This window comes from Alteromonas sp. KUL106 (assembly GCF_009811415.1).
GTDB lineage: Bacteria > Pseudomonadota > Gammaproteobacteria > Enterobacterales > Alteromonadaceae > Alteromonas.
In genome coordinates, this window is record NZ_BLIG01000024.1 from 83,183 (window position 1) to 108,941 (window position 25,759).

Below are 25,759 nucleotides of genomic sequence, written 5' to 3' on the forward strand. Positions count from 1 at the left end.
TTTGCTAAATAGTTGACTCATTGCGAAATGCTTACTTAAAAAGCAAAAAAGCCTTGTTTATGACTTAAACAAGGCTTTTAGATTGGCGATTATTCAGTAGTCGCTTTACATTTTCATTGCCGCTTTTACTTTATCGCGATGGCTACGGCTTACTTTCAGTTCGGTGTCGTTTTGAAGAATAAGGTGGTATTCACCGCTAATGTGACTCACTAATTTTTTTACAAATCGAATATTGGCGATAGCTGAACGGTGTACCCGAACGAAAAACTGGGGATTAAGTTCTTGCTCTAGCTCTTTCATGGTCTTACGCATTATGTGCATGCCGTCCAGCGCATGAACACACATGTAGTCTCCAGCCGCGTCAATCCACTGAATGTCTTGCACGTTAACTCGTGTTACCTCTGAGCCGTCTTTTATAGCAAGAACGTCTGGGTAGGGATTGGTTTCTACCGGCTCACCATTGGCAAGTTTACGCAGAATTTCTTCGCAATCGTCACCTGTTAATTCAGCAACCAGACTTACAAGTTTTTGCGACTGTTCATCTTGATGCTGAGTTGAGAAGTACTCTCGTACTTTATTTAATGCAGCGCCTAGGCGCTCATCGTCTGCGGGCTTTAACAAGTAATCTAGCGCATGTACGTCAAACGCCTTTATCGCGTAGCTGTCATAGGCGGTAACGAACACGATCATGGGAATGGGTTGCTTTAGCTCCCGTAGCTTATGAATAACTTGAAACCCATTTAAACCAGGCATTTGAATATCTAAAAACACTAAATCTGGACGGTGCTGCGAGATACTGCTCACCGCTTCCAGACCGTTTTGACACTCGGCAAGCACCTGAACATCGTGATGGCGCTCTAACCTGGCGCGAAGCCCTTTGCGAGCCAAAGGTTCGTCGTCCACTACAATGGTTTTAATCACTTGCTTTGTCATACTATACGTCCTTAACTTCATAAGGAATGCGAATTCTTACGCGCACTCCAGAAGGCTGATTGTGTTCTATAGAGAATGCAAAATTACGATGATAAAGGGATTGCAAACGCTCTTTGATATTAGCCAAGCCCACGCCGTTCTCCCGACTAAGGGTACCGTTTTTAATATCCGCGCCGGGCCCGTTGTCGGCAACATCCATCAACAAGTCGTTGCCAAAAGTACGTGCTGTAATTGAAATACGGCCACCATTCTCCATTTTAGATATGGCGTGTTTTATCGAATTTTCAATTATAGGCTGTAAAATCATGCTCGGTACAAGTGCACCTTCGCAGCTCTCATCAATATCCCAGAGTACTTCTAATCGGTCGTCAAAACGCACTTTTTCTATTTCTAAGTAAAGGCGTAGTGCTTTAATTTCCTGACCCAAAGGTACCCGCTTTATCGGATCGTTATCTAGCGAATAACGCAAAAAGTCACTAAGGCGCGAAACCATCGCTTCTGCCGTATCGTTCTCTTTCAAAAGAATAAGCGTTGATATGGCGTTTAGCGTATTAAACAAAAAATGAGGATTGAGCTGATACCGCAACATCTTAATATGAGCCTGATGCGCCATTGTGCTTGCTTTAAGCGCATTCTGCTTCTCTTTTTGCAGCATCTGAAAGTTTTTGATGCCGAAGTACACGCCGCTCCAACACCCCACCATGATTAATGAGTTTATGGTATTGGTAAAGTACATATACCATTCATCTGGGCGATATCCATGCTTGTAGATTTCCCAGTAGTTGATGTTTTTCACCACGGCCCAAAGCAACGCGACAAGGTAACAAGAAACAATCACGATAATGATCATGTTAAGCGGCGATTGTTTTCGAGCCCACCTGTAGACATAGCGAAGAGGAATAGTGAGCAACCATCCTGCATAGGCATTGAGCATGATGATGAACACCCATATGGGCCTCACATCGTGGAGGAACGATCCAATGTAATAAATTATTGCGAATCCAGCCCAGCCCGCGCTGTGCAGCATCCAAAATAAGCGTTCATTACTTTCTATTACACGCTGAAAGCGACTCACAACATTACCATTTTAAAGACTTATAGTAAGATTATACGCATGCATTGCTATCACCCAAGCAGCTTGGTCGTATGACTTATGCCTCTGGTCGCAGGTCAAAATCCTGATAGTAGGCCTCTTTTGAAGAAAGATGTCAGTTTCTAGAGATCCCAAGGGGTAAGTTCTAATAGCTAATGTTCATTCTTTTAAGCCAGTGAACCCACCACCACGCGGGTCCAACTAACAGAAAGCGTAAATCATCCAAAAAGGACGGTTTTTTTCCTTCTATATGATGGCCGATAAATTGAAGACCCCACATAGCCACAAACAGGACTAATGAAAAAGACCACACAGTGATACCGAAGTAAACAAGGACATTAATCGCCCCGAAGCACAAAATCGTTAGTAAGGTCATTGCCGCACCAATGGGTCCAGACAAAAGGAAATAATAATACAGAACCGGTATAACAATAATATGAGCCCACGTTATATCAAATTGCGCAATAAAATCGGGTACGGGTAAACTCCATAACAATGCGATCGATACAAAATAGATACTGGGCACCGCGATTGCGTGGATAAGAACGTTTGTTTTATTTTGGTGACTTTCGCCATATTGCATTAATAATCGCTCAATACTTCTCATGTGGATTCCCCCGGCCTGCCATTTTAACGTTCAATAACTGCATATCCGTTATCATAATTTAACATGAACACTATGATAAAAGTGTATGTCGGGATAACAGCGTTTTTATCAGCTTTTCGTCACAGGTAAAGGCGAGCCCGTAGTAAACCACATCATTTTCAATTTTGTGATTTTTCACTTTGGCATTAAGAGCCACTTCTTTACCGTCTAACGAATAATTTAGTTTCACATCCGATTCATCAATCAAAATTGGCCAATTTGGTTTTACTTGCAACGCAATTTTGCAGCCCTTCTGACTCAAATCGATGATAATACCCGTTACGTTCTCATCGCTAGGGTAAACCTCTGCGTTGAGTGTTATAGATACACCAAGTTGGGCGCGTTTGACCGACCGAAGGCCAATGCTCTCTATGCGTTTAGGAAAAGTAGTAATAAGCAATCCGGAAGGCTTTGACAGAAGCTTAAGCACTTTCACTTTAAAGGCAATGACTTGTCCCGTATCGCCTTCTAGTACAGACCGCACAACAATGTCATTACCTACGGTAAGTGCGTCTCTCACCGTTATCCATTTCGCCGACGTAGGAATGTGAAAAAGCAAGCACTCATCAATAAGCATGCCTATATAGTCAGTTTTAACTCGCTTTGGGGCAGCAGGCATTGCTATTTGTAAATCAACTGTATCGCCGGGTACTAACGTACGCAAAGCATCTAAGTTTTCTTCGCTCAATAAACTGCTTTGTATTTTTTCAGCCATTTGTATTTGTTATTGCTGGACTTTGTGATGATAGGTTCAATGTACGCATCAAACAAAAACTTATCAACACTATGAGTCAAAAGAGGTGATATTTGTGATAGCGATGATCCTATTGGGCTTACGGCAATAGATTGGTATAGTTGATTATTAGATTTTTTCACCCTATTGGACGTTTATGCCTTCTGCTCTTCATTACACGTTAACTATTTCAAATTGGCGCGCTCATCAATTTACCGTCACATTACAAATACCCAAGCATAGTGAAAACACTCTAACGCTTTCATTGCCAAGCTGGATACCAGGTAGCTATATGGTGAGAGATTTTGCAAAGAGCATTGTCGAGTTAGATGTGATAAGCCTTGAAGATACAAAGAACGCGGTTCTGACTCCCCTTTCCATCACCAAGCTTGACAAGCAAACGTGGCGTGTTGAAACCGGAGGTCACGCATGTACCGCTCAATACACTGTTTATGCGAACGATTTGTCTATCCGTTCGGCATTCATGAACGACCAGTACGCATTTATTAATGGTACAAGTGCGTTTCTAAAAGTGTCAGGGTTTGAAAATGCACGCCATGAACTCAGTGTAAAACTCAATGATGAAGACCCAACCACCGCGGATTGGAAAGCGTATACTTCAATGCCAAAGTGCAGCGATCACAGCCCTGTTTCTGAGTGGCATTTTATTGAGAATAGCTACGACGAATTTATTGATCACCCACTTTATGTCGGCGTTGCTGATATCCATCGCTTTGATGTTGACGGCGTCTCTTTTACCTTGCTTTTTTCTGGCACAAACAACATTGATTGTGAGCGTATAGCCCGTGATTTAACGCCGATTTGTAAACATCATCTCGATTTATTTGGCACCCCTCGCGCTATCGACAATTATTTGTTTATGACGTTGCTAGCGGACAATGGCTTTGGTGGTCTTGAACATAAATATTCTACAGCCCTACTTTATCCGCGCTTTGATTTACCTCAGGTTGGCGAACCGGAGAAGAAAACGGATGGCTACATTACATTTTTAAGCTTGTGTAGCCATGAATTCTTTCACACCTGGCATGTAAAGCGAATTAAACCCAACGTGATGGTAAAGCCTGATTTATCTCAGGAAACGTATACGAATCAACTATGGATATATGAAGGTTTTACAAGTTTTTATGACGATGTCACCCTTGCCAGAGCTGGCGTAATCGAACCGCAAAAGTATCTCGATATTGTGGCGCAAAATGTCAGTCGACTTTTGCAAAATGCAGGGCGCTTTAGACAAAGTGCCGCAGAAAGCAGTTTTGATGCTTGGACAAAGTTTTATAAGCAAGACGCTAGCGCCACGAACAACATTGTGAGTTACTACACAAAAGGCGGCATCATTGCACTAGGACTCGATTTACTGCTTCGAAAGCAATCGAACAATGCGGTTAATTTAGACACGCTTATGCAGTTACTTTGGAAGCATTACGGGGTAGACGAAAAAGGCACACCCGATGATGTCATTCAACGTTTGTGCAAAACGCATTTTGATATCGATGTATCAGAATACTTGAACCGTGTGGTGTATGGCACAGACGATGTGGAGCTGGCTTCGTTAGTATCTGAAATGGGCGTAAACTATGCCGCTCGTGCTCGCGTTTTAGGTGAAGATAAAGGAGGTATTTCCACGCTGCCTGTTATCAAAAATCAGCTTGGCGCCACATTAAAGCCAGCAACCTTTGGACTAACGGTGATGCAGGTATTTGAAGGTCTTGCCGCAATGAAAGCAGGTATTCTTTTAAACGATGTCATCATTGCGATAAACGGCCACATCGTAAATACTCAGAAACTTCAGCGCCTATTAGATAATGCCCAAACATCCAAGGTAGACATTTCCCTCATTCGAGATGGACGACTTCTAACGCTCCCTCTTGAGGTGACTGAAGCTCGAAAAGAAATGGCTTACTTTGAAATCAATAATGAAGAAAAGCTTAGCCAGTGGCTGGGGAAGTAACGCCGCCCCGTAACGTAAAAACGAATAAGGCGCTATGAGTTCCCTCTAAAGCGCCTGTTTCTTTCCGTCTTTTCTCACGAATGATGACTAACCCAACTTAATGGTTATTGTTCGGGCGACCCCGAAATAATAGTCTGAGGATCTAAACGAATGTTGCCTAAATTAATTCGCCAGTCTAGATGCGGCCCTGTAGAGCGTCCTGTCGAGCCTATTGTACCGATCTGCTCGCCTTGTTTAACGGTTTCACCCACTTCTACCGTTATGGTGTCCATGTGAAGAAACGTGGAAAACACACGCATACCATGATCTAAAATCAGCGTGTTACCCGAATAGTAAAGGTCATCAGCTAGGGTCACAACACCATCAACAGGTGCATACACAGGCGTACCTGTTTCATTTGCGATATCCAAGCCATAGTGCGGCCACTTTGGCACACCATTTAATATGCGCTGACTACCGTATACACCTGAGATAACACCTTTAGCAGGCCATTCAAACCGCGTAAACAGGGCATCCAAATCAGAGTTTCCACTTCGCGCGCTTGCTACATTGATATTGTCTTGCTTGATGCGCGCAGTAACTTCAGCAGGCGGTGTAACCATTTTTTGTTCTAACCCTTCAATTCGCTGAATATTGTATTCGCGTTTTTCAAGGGTGATGTCACGCTGCCACTTGTTTCCATCGGCTAACTCAACAACCAAGGTTTGCTGAAGTGCTGCTTCTCTTTCAAAACCGACGACAAATTTCCCGTCTTTATTTGTTTGGACGTTTTCTCCATTAAGCGTTACTTTGGCTCCTGCGGGTGCTTGCCCGCGCAACAAAGCACCTTGCGTAAACTTGCCGTTCAGCGCAACGTCTATTTGCTTGTGACTAGGTAACACGTTGGTTTGGTCATTTAACTCTGCAGCCGCAGAAACAAATGACATAGAAGCAGCTGCGCTAAGCACCATCGCACATTTCAATATACGTGATATTACAATGCCTAATCTGTTTTTTGAAAGCGTGAATAGCATCGTTAACTCCCTTCCCTATAACTCGCAGTAATCGAACGTTAACCTTTTACTGTGGCGCCTTTACCCACGCCCTCGTATGCGATGACTTGGCAAACACCATCTGGCGTACGCTTCTTTTGCTCTTCCAAGAGATATTGCGCTAAACACTCAACGGTTGAATCGGTTTCAATGACTTCGCAATCTGATTTAGGAATTAATAGTTCAAAGTAGCCTTGCGATGACTCGTAAGCAAAACAGTGATAATCCTCGTCATTAGCGACCTCACCTTTAAGCTTTCTATCGCTGTAGGCAATTTCATCTTCACGGGTTGCTATATAAATATCGGCCCAACGGTCTGCCCAATATTGCTGACTTTCGTTACACACTTTGCCATCAAGAATTATATCAATACGCGAACGATGACCGTGCGCTATACGCTGGCAATTACCGTCGTGCTTTTTAAGCCCGTGAGTATAGTGATAATAAGGAGTGTTAATCACTTCTTCACGTAAATGCAGCGTTATGTTTTCAACGTTTTCAGGAAGGTGCGTCGCCAACACTTCTTTTAAGTAAACGCCAACAGACTCCATGTTTATCTCATCAGAATAAACAAATGCATAGGCTTCGGCTGGGCAATGTAACATGATGCTACGCCCATCAGTGCAGATAAAACGGGTTTCAACCTGTTCAGAATCATCATCGTGAATGACTTGTGAACCGCTGTATTCAGCAGGTACAAGTAACTTGTGGTCGACATACTCGTCGATAAGTCGCTTTAAGTTCTTTTTCACGTGACCAAAGTCTTGAACCATGCTCTCTTCGTTGAGTTCACCGTCCAAAATCACATCGACAATCCAGCTTTCTCCTACCATGCCACGCTTCGGGCAAAGGTAAGAGAAGTCCATCACTGTCAAATCATTTACAAATAATTGCATAACACCCTTGAATCGAGTTTATTTTCTACTGACTAGTATACGTTTTTTATCTTCGCTTCGCAGCGACTAGTCCATTGAAGATTGGCGATTAAGCTGATCTTTTAAATTTGGTGGAATTCCGCGAATTGTTAGCGTATCCGTAGCCGGGTCGTAAAACACCCTATCACCCATTAACTTGCGTTCGAAGCTTAGCGAGATACCACCGCCCTGACCGGTAAATTTAGCAAGTTGTTTTAGCGCTGCTGGGTCTGGCTGAATTTCTTTTTCAAGCGGCACTTCCATAGACTGCGTAAACGCAGAAAAATTACTGCTGGTCTCTTCATTTTGTGGAAGTCGGTTAGCCAGTTCATCTACCGATAAACTCTCGCCCGCATCAATCTTTTCTTTAAAGTATGATTTAACTTCTTCTCTGTGCTGATGCTGTTCTTGCGGGTCCAGAGACGCGCTGGCAAGGTAGGCATCAACGGTAGAAATCAATTGTTTATTTTGCTGCTTTACATCAACCAACTCTTCACAACCAACAAACTGCATAAAGAAGTCAGATACTTTTCGCCCCATTCTCCCTTTTATAAAGCTAACGTAGCGTTGCTGTTCAGGTTGGATATCTAGCTGTGTTAAGTCGAAACGCACGGCTAATTGCATTTTCGCTAAATCCAAGTGCTCTCGAGCAGATAAGTCTAGCGAGTGAGTGACTTCTACATGTGACCGCGTATTTAGCAGTGCAATCATAAGATACTGAGTGGCTAAATATTCATACTGGCAGAAAATCAAAAAGCCGGTTTCTACCGTGCCCATTTCTGCCAAGGTGCGAACTAAGCGATGTGTAGCCGAGACCGAAAATGCGTGAAATGCCTCTTCGACATTGTCGCCCGCCGCTTTTTGAATATCCATATATTGCTTAAGACTTTCAGCAAACTCAGCCACATTCTCGGTGCTTGTTTGGGTGATCGCTTCACCTTCTTCATTTTCCACTTTCGCTTCACGAGAGACTTCCGTAACAAAATGGCCAACGCCTTTTCCCGGTTTAGTGTTGAAGCTGTGGTTGATTTGATGGGCTAGAAGCTCAATTTCAGGTGTCACTGCTAAGCAGTTGTCACGTGGAATTGCTTCAATTTTCTCTTCTTTGTTTACAATCAAACGATGTACAACAAAGTGATGAATCAGTGCACTCATAGAGTATCAGGTGTCCTGTTGCTTAAAAAGTGTCAGAAATATTCAAAGAATTGCGGGATTTAAGAATGAATGATTGTACTCACTCAAACAACGATTATAATCATTTTATGTGTAAAACCATTCTTTTTATCAAAGATAATCATAAAAAAGAGGCGTAGCAATGCCCCAACAAAGCCGCTATAGCAACGACGAATTCGAAACGCTAATGAATAACGTTATTCTAACCCTTGAAGAAGGCGGTGCAAACCGTGATCTTTCACTGATGGTGTTAGGCAATGTTATTACGCACATTTTAAATACTCAGGTAGCCCCTGAAAATCGCGAAGCCATGGCAACACAATTTGCCGACGTTCTAAAGAAAAGCGTTAAAAATAGCTAAGGGATTGCATGATACTTGCTGAATCACCTCGTCGCCAGCGCGTTACTAAACTGGTAAATTGGGGGCACTGGTTTGCCTTGGCGAATATTGTCATCGCCATTGTCATTGCCTCAATTTTTGTTTTTTCATCGCCAATGCCTGGCACGGGTGTCGGCACTCTGTATCTTCTTGCCAATTGGTTTGGTCATATTGGGTTTATGACTTTTTTTGGCTTTGTGATTTTTATCCTTCCGCTGTGCTATTTGGTCAGTAATCAGAGGATCATAAAGTTAAGCGCATCAATCATCGCTGCGGTTGGCCTTGCGCTTTTGGCTTTTGATGCCCTGCTATTTAACCGTACCGGCTTTCACATTAGCTTTCACGCAGCAGATTTATTGCGAGATGAAGCACAATCAACCATGGCCATCGAAAGTTGGCAACAGTGGTCGTTTTTGTTCCTGTTATTTATTGTATGGCTTGGCTTTCAACTTGTATTAGCGAATGCGATTTGGAAACGCGTTGAACGTTTTTCGCGCCACAAAGTCGGGATCCCTGTCACTACGTTTTTCGTGAGCTGTTTTGTCACTAGTCACGCAATCCATGTTTGGGCAGACGCAAGGCTTTATCAACCTATCATAAAGCAAGACAATATGTTCCCCTTGTCGTACCCAGCAACAGCCAAAACGACAATGTCACGATATGGTCTCCTTGACTTAGCTGCGTATGAAGAGCGAAAGCAGCTTCAGTTCAATCCAGACATTCATAACATTACGTATCCAGCAGAACCTGTTTATTGTTCTGTCGAGACAAATAGAAATTTGACCGTAATAGTGCAAACAGATAGTGAACACGCTGTGGATTTGACGAATATTAACGGCATCACCTTAAATAAGGTATCCAATTACTACTCGACGGCGAGCTCTATAGAAGGTTTGATGACATCAACCCTGTTTGGCGTACCTGAAATTTATCAAGACGCTTTGGCTCAGAAGCGCCCTGTTCTTCTCGCGCTACCATTGGGTTCGGGAATGCCAGTGAGTATCCATAGTGATGAAGCGTTACCTCTTCCACAGTTGTCGGGATACCTTCAGCCAATCACTAATAATCACCAAGGTCTTCACATCGCGTTTATGCCTAGTAAGAATGTGGAAAGCTATGTGAAAAGCACGCTCATTCGCAAACACGATATTATCGTCGCGACGGGATTTGGAGATAAAGAGGGAAAGGGCTCGCTTTACAGTACGCTTGAATTAAACGCGACAATAGCGAGTACGGAAGATTTAGCGCCTACCATACTTGGTGCTCTGGGCTGCAACGCACCGAGTACCTACTATTCAACGGGTCAAAATCTACTCTCTCCCTCAAGAGCATGGTTGGTCAGTACATCTGGCGAGCGCATTGTTGTATTTCACGACGGTAAGCGCACGGACGTATTGAGTAATGGAAGTTATGAAATTAACGACATGACGACGGGTAAACGCAGCAAAGACGCCCTAAACGTCGATCTGCTCAGTCAGGCAATAAAACACCTCTCTCGCTTTTCAACGCAAAACTGATTAAGTCTAAGATGTGCGGTAACGTCTCTTACCGCACATTTAATTAACCACATTAATTAAAAACACTGTCTTTTCAAAGCACTGGAAGGTTACGCGTAACGAGAAGCAGCAGCTAACAGTGCCGAAAAGCTCGAGACGCTTGTAACTTTGTGGTGCTGTGAGAGTAAACTTGATTGCTCACGAGTAGCAGTATTCTTCGACAGAAAGTAACTTTGCTTTATCCCAGCAGCATCAGCAGCCTGTATATCGCGCCAACTGTCACCAATTAATACACTGCTAGCCAAATCAATATGCCAATCTTGCGCGGCGTTTAGAAGCATGCCGGGTGCTGGCTTGCGGCATACACATGTCATTGCGTATTGCGGTATTTTCGCTTCTGGGTGATGTGGACAATAATACACAGGCAATGAATGGATACCATTGGCAGAAAAATCTTTCTTAACCTGGTCCATTAACACATCAAAATCAGTCTCTGTGTAAAAACCACGTGCAATACCACTTTGATTTGTTACGACGATAGGCAGGTATCCCATTGATTGGAAGAAAAGGACTACATCAAAAATCCCTTCTATAAAATGGAAATCTTTATATGTCCCAACATAGCCATGGTCTGCGTTAATAACACCGTCCCTGTCTAAAAAAAGCGCGCGCTGTTTATCGGAACTGTTCATTGGGTGTCTTCATTGCTACGCTTTTGCCATAGTTGAATATGAAAATCAGCAGAAACCGACATAAGCTTTGTCACGATCTCATCAACTTTACCTTTAGGTAACTTCCAGTAGAACGGCGTCATCTTTATAAGCGCGAGAGCGTGCTCGTGGTGGTCAAATTCAATAGAAAACGAAAATACCTCACTACTTAATCGCGTAAAGCCTGTTCTCAACATGTCATCAACTCGGTGCTGCTTAGGATTGTCATAAACGCGCTCTTTTAGCTCATATAGGTGATTTGGGCCAGGATCTACGGTAATAAGCAGGCCTTCACTTTTTAGTACCCTAAGGTATTCATCATTGCTACCTGGAGCGAAAACTTGAATTACGGCGTCTTGAGAGCCATCAGCAAGCGGGAGATCGAAGCTACTGGCGACCACGAACTGTAACTGCTTAAATGCCTTTGCTGCAAGTTCTACCGCAATTTTAGCAATATCGCTCCCTGCCCCTGTAACGTTCAACCCTTTTGAGGATAGTCCGTCGGTTACCGCATCTAAATAGCTGCCTTCACCACAGCCGGCATCATAAATATTAATGACGTTGGTTGCCCCATTGCCATTCGATGCTACGCGTCGCGTATTTAAATCAATTAAAGCATCCCCAAGAAGGGAAACCATTCTATCTATAAGCGGTTTATAGGCGTTTAACTGGTGAAATTGCCTACGGGCCCGCACCATCTCCTTATCGTCTCCTGGTAATTTTGACTTTTTAAACTGAACAGGTAATAAATTCACATAACCTGATTTTGCCTTGTCAAAGCTGTGACCATTGAGGCAGCGCGTTTGTTTCGTGTCTAGAGAAATTGGAGATTTACAAAGTGGGCAGTGCCACATGGCAGGATCTTTTTTGTCAGTAATTTGCCGTAAAGGATACCAAATCCCATACCTTTACGGCAACAAGCTGTGATGTATTCCCCTATCATCAGGAAGTGACGGATACAAAAACGCTCACTTCAGCAATAGGCAGATAACAGCGCTGTCTTTTTCTGGAGAATCCCACTACTGAAGTGATGACAAGGGGTGACTTTCCTTAGACCAAGGCGATGTAAAGTGATGCTCAATTTCACTTTTCGGAACGTCTTCAACGTTTTTATACTTCCATTTTGGCGCCATATCTTTATCAATGAGTAACGCCCTGACGCCTTCTTGAAATTCGCCACTTTCTCCGCAGCGACAAGACATATCAGCTTCCATTCTAAAGCATGCCGCAAGTGACATGTCAGCCCCTCTTTTACACTGCTCAAAGACGAGGTGCATTGTAATGGGCGACCCCTTCGCAAGCGTGCTTTGCGCTTTTGAAAGCCACTTATCATTTTGCATGTCTGAAGAAAGAATCGCGTTAACGACGTCACTCACGTAGTCGGCTTCACATAGCCGATTAATGAGCGCCATATTGGGCTCAATGTTCCCTTGAGGCTCGCTTTCTGGTTTAGCAAGGTCGTTCAAGATAGTGTTTACCGCTTCTTGTAAACTGTTTTGATCGGTGGGACCCCACGTATAATTTACGAGTTGCTCGATCAAATTCGTCTTTTCGGAACTGGCCACCATAATGTCAGCGAGACCAACAAAGCATGCGTCAGCCGCGTTCATTTGGCCCCCAGTTAACCCTAGAAATAATCCGGACTTCCCAGGAAGACGAGGAAGGAAATAACTTCCTCCTACATCGGGATAGAGGCCAATGGTGATTTCGGGCATTGCCAAGCGTGAGGTTTCTGTAACTACCCGATGGCTAGCGCCACATAGAAGACCCATGCCACCCCCCATTACAATACCACTGCCCCACACTATAATCGGCTTGTTGTAGTTATGAATGGTGTAGTCCAACGTATATTCGGTTTCAAAAAATGTTTCCAGAAAGGCTGGAATTTGACCTTGTGCCTCCACCATTGACTCGTACATAGAGACGATATCACCGCCCGCACAGAAGGCCTTTTCACCGGCTGAATCAATAACAATCGCGACGATATCACTTCTCGTCTGCCACTTTTGAAGGGCTTTTAGCATGATGTCAGCCATTTCGAGGTCAAGCGCGTTCAAAGCCTTTGGCTTGTTTAACGTCAAGCGACCTATGTTAAAGCCATTGTTATTTGTACTAACATCATCAACGACCACAACTGATTCGGCACCTGTCATTACAACTCCTCTTAAGAAATCCGTTAATAAAAAATGAGTGAAAGGAGCGTGTTACAACACGCTTCTTTCATCGGACAATAAACGTCTGCCGATAATCACGCGCATAATTTCGTTAGTCCCTTCCAATATTTGATGAACGCGGACATCTCTGAAATGGCGCTCGAGCGGATATTCTTTTATGTAGCCATATCCACCGTGTAACTGTAGCGCGTCGTTACACACGTTAAAACCAACATCTGTTGCGAAGCGTTTTGCCATCGCACAGTACGTGGTTTTATCAGCGTCATCATTATCTAATTTGCATGCGGCCATGCGAACCATTTGTCTTGCTGCTACTAGCTCAGTGGCCATGTCAGCCAGTTTAAATTGTAACGCTTGAAAACCCGCAATAGGTTTACCAAACTGCTCGCGCTCATTCATGTAATCACGTGCGACATTTAACGCCTGCTGTGCGGTTCCTACTGAACAGGTTGCGATATTGATACGGCCACCATCTAAGCCCTGCATAGCCATTTTAAAGCCTTGACCTTCATCGCCTAATAACCAGCTTGCGTCTAACTTTACGTTATCAAAGGTAATCATACGGGTTGGCTGTGCGTTCCAGCCCATCTTTTCCTCGGCCTTGCCATATTCAATACCTTCTGCGTTTGCCGGAACAGCAAACGCCGATACACCTTTAGGACCTTCTTCACCGGTACGAGCCATAACAACCAGTACGTCCGTACTTCCTGCACCAGAAATAAAGACTTTAGCACCGTTTAAAACATAGCCGCCGTTTTCCTTGGTAGCTTTCGTTTTAAGTGACGCAGCATCAGAACCTGCGCCGGGTTCAGTAAGACAGTAGGACGCAAGCTTATTGCCCGATACCAGGGAATCACACCAAGTATTTTTCACTTCCTCGGTCCCCCACGTAGCAATCATCCATGTTGCCATGTTGTGTATGGTTAGCATAGCCGTCGTCGTTGTGCATCCCATAGCGAGTTGCTCGAATATAATCGACGAATCGAGGCGTGATAACCCCAGGCCCCCTGCACTCTCTGGTGCATATAAACCACAAAACCCTAATTCTCCTGCTTTTCTTATCGCTTCTACAGGAAAATAATGTTCTTTATCCCACATTGCCGCATTGGGTGCTAATTCTTGTTGCGCGAATTGTCGGGCAGTATCTTCAAAGGCTAATTGATCGTCTGTTAAATCAAAGTTCATGAGTCATACCTTCAATTGATTGGCTTTTCCGTAACAATAACCAATAGCTACCCCTTACGTAAACGTAAAGGTAAACATTCTTTTAATATAGATCGCATCTGACGTAAATATTTTGTGACGAAATTGGGCCAGAAATGAAAATTAGGCCAACTATCAATGGAATCTTGGTCTATTTGCTAATGCACTTTTCTGCCGCGACTGATAATGTAGTGACTTTGTCATTACTCACCAGGTAGCCGTGGAATTTAGAATAGCCATCGTAGAGGATAACGCCACTGCTCGAACTGCGCTTCGAGGGCACCTTATGTCTATTGCGAATTTAGAAGTGAGCAGTTTTGCAACGGGTGTTGAACTTAAGGCAGCGCTTAAAAAACAACACTTTGAGCTAGTGCTAATGGATTACCATCTCGGTGAGGGTAAAAACGGGGTTGAATGGATACAAAACTTGCGCGAGGCAGGATTTATTCGACCAAGCACAGGTATTATCTTTTTAACATCGGATAGGTCTCCACAAATTATCGGCCGCATTATGGACTTGCAGCCTGATGTTCTTTTGATCAAGCCCTACACCATTGCCTCCCTAACCCGGCAAGTTAAACATTATTTAACCTACCGAGACTTTATCAAAAACGCGCTACACGCCCTCGATAGTAAGCAACCTGATCGAGCGGTTAGCATCATAAGAGCTAAAATCAAAGAAGGTATACCGCCACGTCTCGTCGGAGACATAAGAAAACTTTATGCGCGACTCCTCGTTGAGTGCGGAGAAATTCGCAGTGCACTCACTATATATGAAGATGTATTGACCCGTTCTGAGAAGGTATTGTGGGCTCAATGGGGTAAAATCAAGTGCCAATATGTCTCTGGGGAATGGCCAGAGTGTAAAAACTTCTTAGGGAATATGGTTAATTCGAGTCTTGCTCGTGATAAAGCGTTTGAATGGTTGGCGTCTATTTCCTTTGAGCAGAACGCCTTTGAGGATGTTGAAAAGTATTTAAATGAGATTAACTTCAGTGAACTGAGCCTTCCCGCGGCTAAGTTAAAAACCATTGCATTTCAAAAACAAGACAAGGTGATAGAAGCAATTGATCTGCTTCAGAAAAAAAGAGCTATCCATCGAAGCGCTAAAGATAGGTTTATTGATTTCACGTTTGAACTTGCAGAATTTTATCTTTTTCTTGCTGAAGAATCTCCCGAAACAAACCGAGCCGAGAGTTTATCTCAGGCCCGTAAGCTGGTCGGCATAGCGGGTAGAAGCCAAGGCGATCCTCAAATTCTTCAAAAACGAGACTATCTTCTCGCATTCGGTGCAGTTATTGACAATGATTTAGAGAAAGCCGCACATTTGCTAGAGGGCGACTACATAGACAACTATTTGCGTACTGAACCCTCGATATTAGTTATAGCGGCTAAGGTTCATCACGGCTTAGGTGATGAACGTAAAGCGGGCGAATTACTCCTGATGGCCAAGCAAAAAAATGTTGAGCTACAGGCTATCTCTGAACAAGTGATGAATGATGAACTCATTTTTTCTGGTGGAGAGCGATTAGGCTTGAATCACGAGCAGGCCGTGCTTATTAACGAAACCGGCACCCAGCTATTTATTGAAGGGAGCTTCACAAGCGCAATGAAGCATTTTTATGACGCGTTTCATCTTTCGCCGGAAACACCAGCATTTGGCTTGAATTTACTTCAATGTATGATTGAGGCAGATACGGGCGTATATCGAAAATTTAACCTTAAACAGCTCATTGCAAAGATAACAACAATGACATTAAATGAGACTAACAAATCACGTCTTGAGCAGCTTATTCTCTCTGCTCAAGAGCGTTCAATGTAACGGGTTAAATGCAAAGTCCCGATGTATAGTCAGGACCAACCAATGCGCTATATTGCACTAACCATACGACCTCATTATTTAAGGCGCGTCAACAAACTCGATGTATCCCAGCGTCCACCGCCTAGTTTTTGCACATCAGCGTAGTATTGGTCAACCAGCGCAGTAAGCGCCAGCGTGGAGCCATTTTTACGTGCTTCATCTAGCGCAATGCCTAAGTCTTTTCGCATCCAATCAACAGCAAAACCAAAATCAAAACTATTGTTTAGCATAGTGCTGGCTCTGTTTTCCATCTGCCAAGATTGGGCAGCCCCTTTACTGATGACATCAATGACAGCATGACAATCTAATCCGGCTCTTTGCCCAAAATGCAACGCTTCCGCAAGCCCTTGTACAATGCCAGCAATACATATTTGATTCATCATTTTTGCTAATTGCCCGCTTCCACTTTTGCCTAACAATTGACTGTGTCGTGCATAGTGAGACATCACAGGTTCAACTTTACTGTAAATGTCTTCATCGCCTCCCACCATTATTGTAAGTTGGCCATTTTCAGCACCGGCCTGACCGCCTGAGACCGGAGCATCGAGAAAGCCTATGTGCTTATCACTGCATGCGGCATAAAGTTCTCTTGCAATGTCTGCTGAAGCGGTTGTGTGATCGACAAGCACACTCCCCGGTTTCATTGCGTTAAGGGCTTGTGTAGCAACCTCTTTAACATCATTGTCGTTGCCCACACACATGAAAACAATATCAGCATCTTTGCAGGCCTGATCCACTGTTTCACAGGCTGTTACTTGGGCTGTGCCGTTTTGATAACTTGATACCCAGTCCTTGGCCTTTTGTGTGGTTCTATTATAAACAGTTACAGGATAACCCGCTTTGCTCAAGTGTCCGGCCATTGGAAAACCCATTACACCCAAACCTAAAAAACTCACTTTAAAATCAGTCATACAAAATATACTCTAGAAACTAAACATCAATAAGTTGATTACTTAAGAGTAACAGACTTAACAACAACAAAAACATAGGAATTTACTTTGGAACTCTACGCGCACCCTGTAACCCTCAATACCGGCGAACAAACGACCCTAGAACAATACAAAGGAAAAGTATTGCTTATCGTCAATACTGCCAGCAAATGTGGCTTTACCCCTCAATATGAGGGGTTGGAGACACTGTACAAAAAGTATAAAGATAAAGGTCTAGAAGTCTTAGGATTTCCATGCGATCAATTTGGTCATCAAGAGCCAGGGAGCGATGATGATATCGCACAGTTTTGTAGCTTAAACTTCGGGGTTTCCTTTCCCTTGTTCAAAAAAACCCTAGTCAATGGTCATGATGCAAATCCACTTTTTGAAGCATTAAAAGAACAGGCGCCAGGTCTTTTGGGTACGAAGCGAATAAAATGGAATTTTACAAAGTTTCTTGTCACTTCAGACGGTAAAGTACTTAAGCGATACGCGCCGACTATCAAACCTTCTGCAATTGAAAAGGATATCGTCAAGCTTTTGCCTGTAGAGTAATAATTGGTAGGCATCTTCACTATACTTTATTACAAGGTATAAACGTGACACAGGAAGGTTAAAAATGAACCATAGCGCCAGCAGGAAAGTCGTTTTTTACAGTACTCGCCCTTATGAAAAACAGGTTTTTACCGAACTACTCGATGCCCGCAATAAAACGCTCTCCTCTCCAATAGAGGCGACATTTTATGAGCATCCGCTTACGGCCTCAACGGCATCAGGTAGTAAAGGATTTTCTGATGTTGTGGTATTTGTAAATGACGATGTAAATGCGCATACCCTTAACGTATTGAAAGAAAATGATGTAAGGCATGTGGCGCTCAGGTGTGCGGGCTATAACAATGTAGATATTAATGCTGCCGCCAAAGCAGGAATAAGTGTAAGCCGTGTGCCCGCTTACAGTCCAGAAACTGTGGCTGAACATACGCTGGCACTTATTCTTACATTAAATAGAAAAACACATAAGGCGTATAACCGGGTCAGAGAAGGAAATTTTAACCTGCAAGGCTTGATGGGATTTACCCTTCACCAAAAGTACGTCGGTGTTATTGGAACGGGAAAAATTGGCAAAGCAGTTATTCGGATACTATTAGGCTTTGGTTGCAATGTATTATGTTTCGACCCGGAACCGTTTCCCTCTGTTGAGCGCATGGGGGCTAAGTATGTTTCTCTAGACGAACTGTTGTCGAAAAGTATTATCATAACGTTGCATTGCCCGCTCAATGAGAATAGCCACCACATCATCAACGCCAATAGTATTGCCAAGATGCGAGACGGCGTCATGCTTATCAACACCTCCCGTGGTGGTCTCATTGACGACAATGCGATCGTGAAGGGTCTTAAATCCAAGAAAATAGGTTATTTAGGGTTGGACGTTTATGAAAGAGAATCCGAACTCTTTTTTAGCGACCACTCTCAAGACATTATACAGGATGATGTTTTTCAACGACTGACTACTTTCCCTAATGTTTTGATCACAGGGCACCAAGGGTTCTTTACTCATGAAGCCTTGCATGAAATTGGCGAAATAACGCTTGATAATATACTCAATGGCGGCAACCGAATCTGAAGTGTAGCCACCTTGATGTAGAACCCCTATACCTGCGATAACACGCCGCGATGACGAACATTTTAACTCTCACTGAGTGGGTAATTATCTAAGCGAACTGGTATAAAACAAATACGTGACGCTACAGTTTTTTCAACATCAGGTGGAAGTATTTTCCGAGCCACATATAAGGTTCGGTTTTGTGGTATTGGCGTTCTAACGCAAGTAAGTCATCAAACTTACTGCTTTGATGGCTGGTATCCCGCATGTAATCATGAAAACAGCGAATTCCAGCCTTTTCCAGCACTTCAAAGCCTAATTTCTCACAGTGCTCTACCACGCGCATCGCACTGAGCGGTTGTTTAGGGTTTAACCTTACCTGCTTTTTTACTTTCATTCCCTTAGCGATGTAGTCAAAATTGCCGTAAATCGCATTGGCAAATAAGTTCGCATCTTGATTAAAAAAACTAAGACTAAGGCAGGCTCCCGGCCTCATGTTGTGAAAGATGAAATCTATTGCGTCAAAAGGGGCTTCAAGCCATTCAAGGACGGCGTGACAAACCACTAGGTCGTAGTTGGCTAAATCTTCTATCGCCTGTAAATACTGTTGTTTTATCGTTATATTATCAAATTCCCCAAGTACGGCCCGTGCTTGTTCAAGGACATCCTTTGAAGCGTCCGTAAGCGTTACCGCGTGACCCATTGACGCTATATGGGCAGTCATCACCCCTGTTCCACCACCTATTTCAATGGCGCGAAGCGGTGTTGTTAAATAGGGCGAAAGAACGTCACAGAGTAAAGTATGTCGTAACTTACCCTTTGTAGTACCGTAAATATTATTTGAAAACTTTTCCGCGATACCATCAAAAATACGATCGTTGTTCATTTAGCGTTCTTTTCCCTATGCAGGATTGTCGACATCTATAAATTCGACTGGTAACTGGAACTTCTCTGCAATGTGCTCACCCAGCGACTTCACTCCGTAACGCTCAGTAGCGTGGTGCCCTGCTGCAAAAAAAGTTATCCCCATTTCCCTCGCGGTATGCACGGTTTGCTCTGACACCTCACCGGTAATAAATGCGTCTACACCAAGTTCAACGGCTTGTTCAATAAACCCTTGCCCGCCGCCCGTGCACCAAGCAAGTGTCGAGATAGGTTTAGACACAGGACCTTCTATTAACACATCTCTTCCTAGCAAGCCCTGTAACTTTGACTGTAACGCTGTCCCTTCAATCTCTTCTTCGAACGTTCCCTGCATGACCACACCAACAGGCTTTACGCCACTTACCGCACTCACATTTTGTATGCCTAACAGTGTGGCGAGCTGACGATTGTTGCCAAACTCTGGGTGTACATCCAGTGGAAGATGATAGGCATAAAGGTTAATGTCATTGGAGAGCAACGCCAGAAGACGACGCTTTTTCATTCCGGCAATCACTTGTGATTCACCTTTCCAAAAATAACCATGATGAACTATGAGGGCATCAGCTTTAGCGTCTATTGCAGCATCAACCAGCGCCTGAGAAGCAGTGACGCCAGTAACTATATTTTCGATTTTATTTGTGCCCTCAACCTGTAAACCATTTGGGCAATAATCGCTGATCTCACTAACCCTTAACATTCCATTTAGATAATTCTGCAGTTCTAGGTTGGTTATAGACACAAGTCCTCCGGCTAAAAGTTAGACAAATAGTTCAAAAAACGTTATAAAAAGACGCGAACGTTTAGCATTATACCTGTAATTAGACAAATGTGAGTGGTGAGTGAGTCCAATTTTTTGCGGCACGAGCCAGTTTAGATTTTATGCTACGCAATAATGTTTCTTGCGTTGTCGCGGTAGCATCATAAGTCTCAAAACGTTCGTCATCTTAACAAAATGAAGAGCAAAAAAGCATGACCAACTTAGACAAAGACGCAGTAATAACAGCATTTAATGACGCTTACCAAAAAGCGCACGGAAAAGCCCCATCTATCGAAAGCAAAAGTGGATGGTACAGTATCGACGGCGGCAAAAACGTGCGATTAGCACAACTTCAAGAAATGACAGAATCTTTAAACTCAGCACCTGACATCGCCAAGAAAAAGACGCCAAAGAAAGACACGAAAGCTACCGCTAAACCCTCAGAAAAAAAAGCAACAACGTCTAAAAAATCAGGATTTTCAGTGAAAGACTTTTGGGCAGAGAAACTCAATGCAGAAGCGCCCGGTGCTACCCTTCCACGGTAAATAATGTAAAACACCTTTCTTATTTCTAAGGCGCTTCACCCTTCGCAATATACAGCGTTACTTGAATGGTGCTTGTGATAGGTGAGCGCGCCAATACGTTGATTCGTTGATTAATCGCGTGCTGCGAACAATCTAAAAGCCATTTTCACGTACATTATTTACCCGCCAGGCCTTGAGCAACAAATGGCACAAGGTGTTGAATAACTTCTTTTATATCGACATGCTTGTGAAAATCAGATTCAGCGATTTCCGTCAGCGCCTGACTCGACGCCATCGAAAAAACGAAGCTGCCCATCGCAAAATGCAGACGCCAAAATAGTTCTTCTTCAGGTAGTTCAGGTAGGCAACGTCTGATAGCGTCAACGAGCGCACGAATACAATCCCCGTAATCGTTCATTAGAAATTTACGCAAATGTCCTTGTGTTTCGTTATACCCTCGCCCCAGTAGCTTTACAAACGTCGCTGTACCCTGCTCTGAAAGCGTATTGAGATTTAACATGGGTGGGATCAAGGAATATAAAAGTTGCTCAACGCCTTTGGCACCTTCAATCGGTGACAAGGACGCCAGACACGACTCTACCTGTGGCATAAGGTGATCAAAGTACCGTTTGAACACGGCTTGAATTAAATTCTTCTTACTGCCGAAATGATAATTCACAGACGCTAAATTCACTTCTGCTCTTGCAGTGATTTCTCGCATGGAGGTTTGCGTAAATCCGCCCTGAGAAAACAAGAATTCCGCCGCATCTAAGATATCGGTTTTAGTGTGCCGTGCCATATTATTTTTATTATCTTTTTATAGGTTAAAAAACTTAACTCACGTCTGTATGAGTAGAAAGCGATATCATACCGTTCCTAAAAATACAGACGCGATGTTGACATTAAAACCAGTGACGCGCCTTATTCATTGATTTCATGAACACGCGCTCAGCAACGCGTGCTACCGACATACCGAGTTTCTCAGCAACATTCTTTTTCACTGCGTATTTGACGCTAAAAATTTCTCGCGCTGGATATTGAGAAAGAATGTAGTCATCTGACGTAGTAATGTCGTCAACTAAACCCAATGATTTTGCTTTTATGCCAGGCCAGTATTCACCCGTTGCTACCTTGTCAATATTCATATCTGGGCGCTGACTTTGAACAAAGTCCTTAAACAGCACATGAATTTCTTCAATTTCTTCTTTGAACTTTGCTCGACCTTCATCGTTATTTTCACCAAAAATAGTGAGGGTACGCTTAAATTCACCCGCGGTATGCTGCTCAAATTCAATATCATTTTTCTTGAGGAGCTTGTTAAAATTAGGCAGTTGAGCTAACACACCGATACTTCCGATATAAGCAAACTGAGAAGCCAATAACTTATCTGCAACACAAGCCATCATGTAGCCGCCGCTCGCCGCAACTTTATCTACCGCAATAGTAAGCTTTAGCCCTTTTTCTTTAATGCGCTGTAACTGCGACGCGGCAAGTCCATAGCCATGCACGACGCCGCCGCCACTTTCAAGGCGCACCAACACTTCATCGGCTTCATTGGCGACACACAGGATCGCAGTTATTTCTTCACGTAAGTGGTCCACTTCGTTCGCATCCATAGAGCCTTTGAAATCAATAACAAAGAGGCGAGATTTTGCTGAAGAATCATCCTGCTCCTTGTCTTTTGCTTTACTCTTAGCTTTGGCTTCTTTTTTCTGTTCTTTGGCTAACTTTTTGAGTGCATTTTTATCCAAAAGGACGTGTTTTGCATAATTCGTAACATCTTTCAATTGCTCAGAAATAGAAACGATTTCCAGCTGCCCCTTACCTTGCTTTTGCTTACTCGCAACACCAACAATAGTTGAAACAACCACGATAAAAGCAACGACAAGTGTTACTGATTTAGCAACAAACAACCCGTATTCGTACAAAAACTCCAAACTCTACTCCTAGTAAAATTAACGGGTAACCCTAAATAGCAAACCCATAAGTAAATAGCGACTTACCGATTAACGGCAAAGTCGCTGTTTTCATTACGCTATAATACCAGTCTCACGCTAGTCTGACGATAGGGTAAGCTGCTCTATCTTATTCGCTTCGATTTCTTCTTCTGTAAAAAAGATATCCCTTAACGCTGGTTGAGTAGAATAAAGTTGAGTTTGGTCTAAAAAGTGCTCGCTGCCATACTTGCGAGACTGAGAGTAAGTCAAGATACCACGCCCCTTAGGACCTTCATCGGTAAAGTTGATCACAATCGCCCAGCTAGTACCGTAATTGATATGATAGCCTTGCCCCTCAGCACTCATAATGGTGCTACTGTTTACTGGATTATAAGTATGGCGTGGCAGCAGTGTGCCGTTTCTATTGCGAATAGCGTCAAAGACATTAAAGCCACCTTCAATATTGTGCGCGCCCGCCCATGGCAACTTTATTCCTGAAGCTGAACCATCAGGTAAGCTTCGCTCCACAAATTGAACGTCTCCCAACGGTGCGTCAAACGCGATCCCCGCCGCTTCAATAACTTGAGTCGCCCTTGCTAACTGTTGCAACGTCAACTCATTTTGTACTAATCCAGATGGTGTTGTTACAGGTGCATCCAAGGAGAACGGTATTTCCCACTGTGGCGCTCGATTAAACTGAAAGGCAAACTCTCTAAACACGTGCGCACCTGTACTAGCAAGATTCATGGTACCGTCCCAATCTTCTAATGCTTCGCATGCTTGCATTACACTCACGTTCGTTCCGTCTACATCTACAGGCGTATCACCCTGTGCTGCGCATAAAGAGAGTAGCGAAGGCAGAATGTTTTCAGCTAAATAACTCCTGTTATTTAATAGCAACCCTTCGACCTCTTGTGGTGTAAAGGTACCGTCACTGCCCGCTTCATTCTCTATGAACTGCTGTCCCATACGTGAACGCAAAGATTGCTGATTATCGACTTTTCCAAACAGCGGATTGCTCACAACAATGGGTGAATTTAAATTCGTCAACCAATAGCTATCGTTTGAATTCTGAACCGAATCGGTACCTTCGTACTTCGGCGCCTCTTCGTAAGGAACAGGTCCTTCAAAATCAAACTGTGAAATATTGCCGGGTAATACGGTAAATCCAGCAGCAGCTTTTGTTTGAATGAGTAACGGATTTGTGGTCAGTTGTTCAATTGCCGTCTCTGTAAGGTTCGGCACGGTAGAATCATCAATGTAAAAAACCTGACCATCAGCAGAAGCTGCCATCGTATTGTTAAAAATAACGCCATCGTAATCTTTAAACGCCTGCTTAAATTCCTCCATGGAGGTCGCCATATTCATAGCAAGCCAATGATCCACAATATCAAAGTTTGGCAAATTGGCGTCTTTAATGGCAAACGCATTGTTACCGGTCCAATCGAAGTTTCCTGGTACTTCGATCATCGGGCCGTAGTTTGTGTAATACGCCGTCTTGTTGAGCTTAATGGTTTGACCGCCACCCACTGCAACATCAATCTGCATTGGCTTTTCATAGATAGTTCGTCTGTTGCCGTCAACTAAATGGGTAAGGCCAGATTCATCGTTTTCATCAAGGGTTAGTTGATATACAACAAAATGTTCTGCCGTAGAGAAGGTATGTGTCCACGCGACGTTTTCATTAAACCCAATGTTTACAGCGCCAGGTAACCCCATCAATGACCCGCCTGTAACGTTTAAATGACCAGGAACTTGTGCATGGAAGTTCCAAAAGCGTAAGTTACCTGTGTGTGGAAAATGTGGGTTCCCCAAAACCATGCCTTTGCCATTGGTGGTTTTATCGCTGCCTAGACCCCATCCATTCGAGCCCATTTCTTGAGGATTTCTCTCAGGCAGGCCTACCGTTGGTGTGATCTTCAATGAAGAAGTAACTTCAGTTGTAGAGGCCGCTGGAGTAGGTAGATAGCTTTTACCTTCAGGGGCAGCAATAAACATAGGTCCAAGGAAATTCGCAGCCCCCGGAAGTAACGCTACACCTAATGAATACGTTAAGAGGTCCACACTGTCAATTTCTGTGACCCAGGGTTGACCTGCGCAACTTTGGTCTTGCTCATCTAAAGGCGTTTCATTTAAATACCGGTTATACCCAGCCGTGTAACCTTGGAACATTGCCCGCGAGTTTGCTGACAACCGCGGTAAATTTTCTTCTGCAAGTTCGCGAATGCCTAACGTTAAAAAACCAAAATCGTTGATCAGGTGCTCAGAATCACCACTTCCGGGTACCGTATCGGGACCGAAATATTTTGCACGCTCAGAGTTATACTTGACGATCTGGTCAGCCAATACGCACAGGTTATCGCGAGCAAATGCATAACCTACCCCGTAGGCCATACTTTCAAGGTTATCAGCTTTTACGTGCGGAACCCCATAGGTCGTCCACGTTACGTCAGCTGAAAGCGCACCATCTGGCGAAAACGCTGGTATAGGCGATGGTGTTGGTTCAGGTATTGTTGGTGGTGTGGGCGCGGGTTGCTCTACGTTTGAAAAATCATTGTTATTGTCGCCACATGCAGTAAGTAGCGCAGTGAGTGAGAGTGCAATAAGCGTCCGTTTAGCGGTGAATGTAGTGTGATTTATCATCGACAAATGTTCCCTAATGATGAATGGATAAGGTCATTGACTTCATCGTTGCACACCGTTTAAGCGGTGGTTTTAAGCCAAAAGTCTAAACTGATCGGACCTTGCATTTACACTACATTAACAACAT

The 25,759-nt window shown here is 43.6% G+C and carries 24 protein-coding genes; 7 read left to right on the top strand and 17 right to left on the bottom strand.

Annotated features, from left to right (window positions below; genetic code table 11):
* Window positions 1-105: 105 nt before the first annotated feature.
* The 4 genes from GVO63_RS08425 to GVO63_RS08440 all read right to left on the bottom strand — a co-directional run bounded on the left by GVO63_RS08425 (window position 106) and on the right by GVO63_RS08440 (window position 3,387).
* Window positions 106-933 carry a LytTR family DNA-binding domain-containing protein gene (locus GVO63_RS08425; protein ID WP_159492623.1) on the bottom strand — a complete coding sequence of 276 codons (828 nt, stop codon included), beginning with the start codon at window positions 931-933 and terminating at the stop codon, window positions 106-108.
* A gap of 1 nt (window position 934) precedes the next feature.
* A complete protein-coding gene (locus GVO63_RS08430; RefSeq protein WP_159492622.1) occupies window positions 935-2,008 on the bottom strand; it encodes a sensor histidine kinase in 1,074 nt (357 codons plus the stop codon).
* Window positions 2,009-2,171: 163 nt separating this feature from the next.
* The gene (locus GVO63_RS08435) at window positions 2,172-2,633 is read right to left on the bottom strand and encodes a DUF962 domain-containing protein (RefSeq protein WP_159579098.1); all 462 of its coding nucleotides are present in this window, start codon (window positions 2,631-2,633) and stop codon (window positions 2,172-2,174) included.
* A 70-nt stretch (window positions 2,634-2,703) separates the two neighbouring features.
* Window positions 2,704-3,387: a PilZ domain-containing protein gene (locus GVO63_RS08440; RefSeq protein ID WP_159492620.1), complete on the bottom strand. Its 684-nt coding sequence runs from the start codon at window positions 3,385-3,387 to the stop codon at window positions 2,704-2,706.
* 175 nt (window positions 3,388-3,562) lie between these two features.
* Here GVO63_RS08440 and GVO63_RS08445 point away from each other — a divergent pair, with 175 nt between their 5' ends.
* Window positions 3,563-5,374 (top strand): M61 family metallopeptidase, encoded by a 1,812-nt coding sequence (locus tag GVO63_RS08445; protein ID WP_159579100.1) that lies wholly within the window; start codon window positions 3,563-3,565, stop codon window positions 5,372-5,374.
* A 104-nt stretch (window positions 5,375-5,478) separates the two neighbouring features.
* Here the strand turns inward: GVO63_RS08445 and GVO63_RS08450 are convergent, their stop codons facing one another.
* The 3 genes from GVO63_RS08450 to yejK all read right to left on the bottom strand — a co-directional run bounded on the left by GVO63_RS08450 (window position 5,479) and on the right by yejK (window position 8,474).
* Window positions 5,479-6,387 carry a M23 family metallopeptidase gene (locus tag GVO63_RS08450; RefSeq protein WP_159579102.1) on the bottom strand — a complete coding sequence of 303 codons (909 nt, stop codon included), beginning with the start codon at window positions 6,385-6,387 and terminating at the stop codon, window positions 5,479-5,481.
* A gap of 38 nt (window positions 6,388-6,425) precedes the next feature.
* Entirely contained in the window at window positions 6,426-7,301 is an 876-nt protein-coding gene (locus GVO63_RS08455) for a 6-carboxytetrahydropterin synthase (protein WP_159492617.1), read from the bottom strand.
* 66 nt (window positions 7,302-7,367) lie between these two features.
* Window positions 7,368-8,474 (bottom strand): nucleoid-associated protein YejK, encoded by a 1,107-nt coding sequence (yejK, locus tag GVO63_RS08460; RefSeq protein WP_159579104.1) that lies wholly within the window; start codon window positions 8,472-8,474, stop codon window positions 7,368-7,370.
* 160 nt (window positions 8,475-8,634) lie between these two features.
* Here yejK and GVO63_RS08465 point away from each other — a divergent pair, with 160 nt between their 5' ends.
* Both GVO63_RS08465 and GVO63_RS08470 read left to right on the top strand, forming a co-directional pair.
* Window positions 8,635-8,853 carry a DUF1414 domain-containing protein gene (locus GVO63_RS08465; RefSeq protein WP_014949499.1) on the top strand — a complete coding sequence of 73 codons (219 nt, stop codon included), beginning with the start codon at window positions 8,635-8,637 and terminating at the stop codon, window positions 8,851-8,853.
* An 8-nt stretch (window positions 8,854-8,861) separates the two neighbouring features.
* The gene (locus GVO63_RS08470) at window positions 8,862-10,388 is read left to right on the top strand and encodes a DUF3413 domain-containing protein (protein ID WP_159579106.1); all 1,527 of its coding nucleotides are present in this window, start codon (window positions 8,862-8,864) and stop codon (window positions 10,386-10,388) included.
* 89 nt (window positions 10,389-10,477) lie between these two features.
* Here GVO63_RS08470 and GVO63_RS08475 read toward each other — a convergent pair whose 3' ends face one another.
* From GVO63_RS08475 to GVO63_RS08490, 4 genes are all read right to left on the bottom strand, one after another.
* A complete protein-coding gene (locus GVO63_RS08475; protein ID WP_159579108.1) occupies window positions 10,478-11,059 on the bottom strand; it encodes a D-glycero-beta-D-manno-heptose 1,7-bisphosphate 7-phosphatase in 582 nt (193 codons plus the stop codon).
* A complete protein-coding gene (locus GVO63_RS08480) occupies window positions 11,056-11,931 on the bottom strand; it encodes a putative RNA methyltransferase (RefSeq protein WP_159579110.1) in 876 nt (291 codons plus the stop codon). The genes GVO63_RS08475 and GVO63_RS08480 overlap by 4 nt, the downstream gene beginning before the upstream one ends.
* 165 nt (window positions 11,932-12,096) lie before the next feature.
* Window positions 12,097-13,230, bottom strand: coding sequence for an enoyl-CoA hydratase/isomerase family protein (locus GVO63_RS08485; protein ID WP_159579112.1), 1,134 nt, complete (start codon window positions 13,228-13,230; stop codon window positions 12,097-12,099).
* A gap of 51 nt (window positions 13,231-13,281) precedes the next feature.
* Window positions 13,282-14,436 carry an acyl-CoA dehydrogenase family protein gene (locus GVO63_RS08490; protein ID WP_159579114.1) on the bottom strand — a complete coding sequence of 385 codons (1,155 nt, stop codon included), beginning with the start codon at window positions 14,434-14,436 and terminating at the stop codon, window positions 13,282-13,284.
* A gap of 256 nt (window positions 14,437-14,692) precedes the next feature.
* Between GVO63_RS08490 and GVO63_RS08495 the strand changes: the two genes are divergently transcribed.
* Window positions 14,693-16,276 (top strand): response regulator, encoded by a 1,584-nt coding sequence (locus tag GVO63_RS08495; protein WP_308469298.1) that lies wholly within the window; start codon window positions 14,693-14,695, stop codon window positions 16,274-16,276.
* A 74-nt stretch (window positions 16,277-16,350) separates the two neighbouring features.
* Here the strand turns inward: GVO63_RS08495 and GVO63_RS08500 are convergent, their stop codons facing one another.
* Complete coding sequence (locus GVO63_RS08500) at window positions 16,351-17,226, bottom strand: NAD(P)-dependent oxidoreductase (RefSeq protein ID WP_159492608.1); 876 nt, start codon at window positions 17,224-17,226, stop codon at window positions 16,351-16,353.
* 87 nt (window positions 17,227-17,313) lie between these two features.
* On the opposite strand from GVO63_RS08500, the gene GVO63_RS08505 reads away from it, so the two are divergent.
* Entirely contained in the window at window positions 17,314-17,799 is a 486-nt protein-coding gene (locus GVO63_RS08505; RefSeq protein ID WP_159492607.1) for a glutathione peroxidase, read from the top strand.
* A 64-nt stretch (window positions 17,800-17,863) separates the two neighbouring features.
* Complete coding sequence (locus GVO63_RS08510) at window positions 17,864-18,868, top strand: 2-hydroxyacid dehydrogenase (protein WP_159579118.1); 1,005 nt, start codon at window positions 17,864-17,866, stop codon at window positions 18,866-18,868.
* Between the two features lie 121 nt (window positions 18,869-18,989).
* On the opposite strand, the gene GVO63_RS08515 is transcribed toward GVO63_RS08510, so the two are convergent.
* The gene (locus GVO63_RS08515) at window positions 18,990-19,733 is read right to left on the bottom strand and encodes a methyltransferase (protein WP_159492605.1); all 744 of its coding nucleotides are present in this window, start codon (window positions 19,731-19,733) and stop codon (window positions 18,990-18,992) included.
* 15 nt (window positions 19,734-19,748) lie between these two features.
* Complete coding sequence (locus GVO63_RS08520; protein WP_159579120.1) at window positions 19,749-20,510, bottom strand: Nif3-like dinuclear metal center hexameric protein; 762 nt, start codon at window positions 20,508-20,510, stop codon at window positions 19,749-19,751.
* A 230-nt stretch (window positions 20,511-20,740) separates the two neighbouring features.
* On the opposite strand from GVO63_RS08520, the gene GVO63_RS08525 reads away from it, so the two are divergent.
* Entirely contained in the window at window positions 20,741-21,073 is a 333-nt protein-coding gene (locus tag GVO63_RS08525; RefSeq protein ID WP_159579122.1) for a hypothetical protein, read from the top strand.
* Window positions 21,074-21,227: 154 nt separating this feature from the next.
* Here the strand turns inward: GVO63_RS08525 and GVO63_RS08530 are convergent, their stop codons facing one another.
* The 3 genes from GVO63_RS08530 to GVO63_RS08540 all read right to left on the bottom strand — a co-directional run bounded on the left by GVO63_RS08530 (window position 21,228) and on the right by GVO63_RS08540 (window position 25,632).
* The gene (locus tag GVO63_RS08530) at window positions 21,228-21,851 is read right to left on the bottom strand and encodes a TetR/AcrR family transcriptional regulator (RefSeq protein ID WP_159579124.1); all 624 of its coding nucleotides are present in this window, start codon (window positions 21,849-21,851) and stop codon (window positions 21,228-21,230) included.
* Window positions 21,852-21,954: 103 nt separating this feature from the next.
* A complete protein-coding gene (gene sohB, locus GVO63_RS08535; protein ID WP_159579126.1) occupies window positions 21,955-22,989 on the bottom strand; it encodes a protease SohB in 1,035 nt (344 codons plus the stop codon).
* 117 nt (window positions 22,990-23,106) lie between these two features.
* On the bottom strand, window positions 23,107-25,632 hold the full coding sequence (locus GVO63_RS08540; RefSeq protein ID WP_159579128.1) for an acylase: 2,526 nt from the start codon (window positions 25,630-25,632) through the stop codon (window positions 23,107-23,109).
* Window positions 25,633-25,759 lie beyond the last annotated feature (127 nt).

Bases quoted from the DNA above. Each gene is read 5' to 3' on its own strand.
- GVO63_RS08425 (WP_159492623.1), bottom strand. From the start codon at position 933: ATGACAAAGCAAGTGATTAAAACCATTGTAGTGGACGACGAACCTTTG.
- GVO63_RS08435 (WP_159579098.1), bottom strand. From the start codon at position 2,633: ATGAGAAGTATTGAGCGATTATTAATGCAATATGGCGAAAGTCACCAA.
- GVO63_RS08440 (WP_159492620.1), bottom strand. From the start codon at position 3,387: ATGGCTGAAAAAATACAAAGCAGTTTATTGAGCGAAGAAAACTTAGAT.
- GVO63_RS08445 (WP_159579100.1), top strand. From the start codon at position 3,563: ATGCCTTCTGCTCTTCATTACACGTTAACTATTTCAAATTGGCGCGCT.
- GVO63_RS08450 (WP_159579102.1), bottom strand. From the start codon at position 6,387: ATGCTATTCACGCTTTCAAAAAACAGATTAGGCATTGTAATATCACGT.
- GVO63_RS08455 (WP_159492617.1), bottom strand. From the start codon at position 7,301: ATGCAATTATTTGTAAATGATTTGACAGTGATGGACTTCTCTTACCTT.
- yejK (WP_159579104.1), bottom strand. From the start codon at position 8,474: ATGAGTGCACTGATTCATCACTTTGTTGTACATCGTTTGATTGTAAAC.
- GVO63_RS08465 (WP_014949499.1), top strand. From the start codon at position 8,635: ATGCCCCAACAAAGCCGCTATAGCAACGACGAATTCGAAACGCTAATG.
- GVO63_RS08470 (WP_159579106.1), top strand. From the start codon at position 8,862: ATGATACTTGCTGAATCACCTCGTCGCCAGCGCGTTACTAAACTGGTA.
- GVO63_RS08475 (WP_159579108.1), bottom strand. From the start codon at position 11,059: ATGAACAGTTCCGATAAACAGCGCGCGCTTTTTTTAGACAGGGACGGT.
- GVO63_RS08480 (WP_159579110.1), bottom strand. From the start codon at position 11,931: ATGTGGCACTGCCCACTTTGTAAATCTCCAATTTCTCTAGACACGAAA.
- GVO63_RS08485 (WP_159579112.1), bottom strand. From the start codon at position 13,230: ATGACAGGTGCCGAATCAGTTGTGGTCGTTGATGATGTTAGTACAAAT.
- GVO63_RS08490 (WP_159579114.1), bottom strand. From the start codon at position 14,436: ATGAACTTTGATTTAACAGACGATCAATTAGCCTTTGAAGATACTGCC.
- GVO63_RS08500 (WP_159492608.1), bottom strand. From the start codon at position 17,226: ATGACTGATTTTAAAGTGAGTTTTTTAGGTTTGGGTGTAATGGGTTTT.
- GVO63_RS08510 (WP_159579118.1), top strand. From the start codon at position 17,864: ATGAACCATAGCGCCAGCAGGAAAGTCGTTTTTTACAGTACTCGCCCT.
- GVO63_RS08515 (WP_159492605.1), bottom strand. From the start codon at position 19,733: ATGAACAACGATCGTATTTTTGATGGTATCGCGGAAAAGTTTTCAAAT.
- GVO63_RS08525 (WP_159579122.1), top strand. From the start codon at position 20,741: ATGACCAACTTAGACAAAGACGCAGTAATAACAGCATTTAATGACGCT.
- GVO63_RS08530 (WP_159579124.1), bottom strand. From the start codon at position 21,851: ATGGCACGGCACACTAAAACCGATATCTTAGATGCGGCGGAATTCTTG.
- GVO63_RS08540 (WP_159579128.1), bottom strand. From the start codon at position 25,632: ATGATAAATCACACTACATTCACCGCTAAACGGACGCTTATTGCACTC.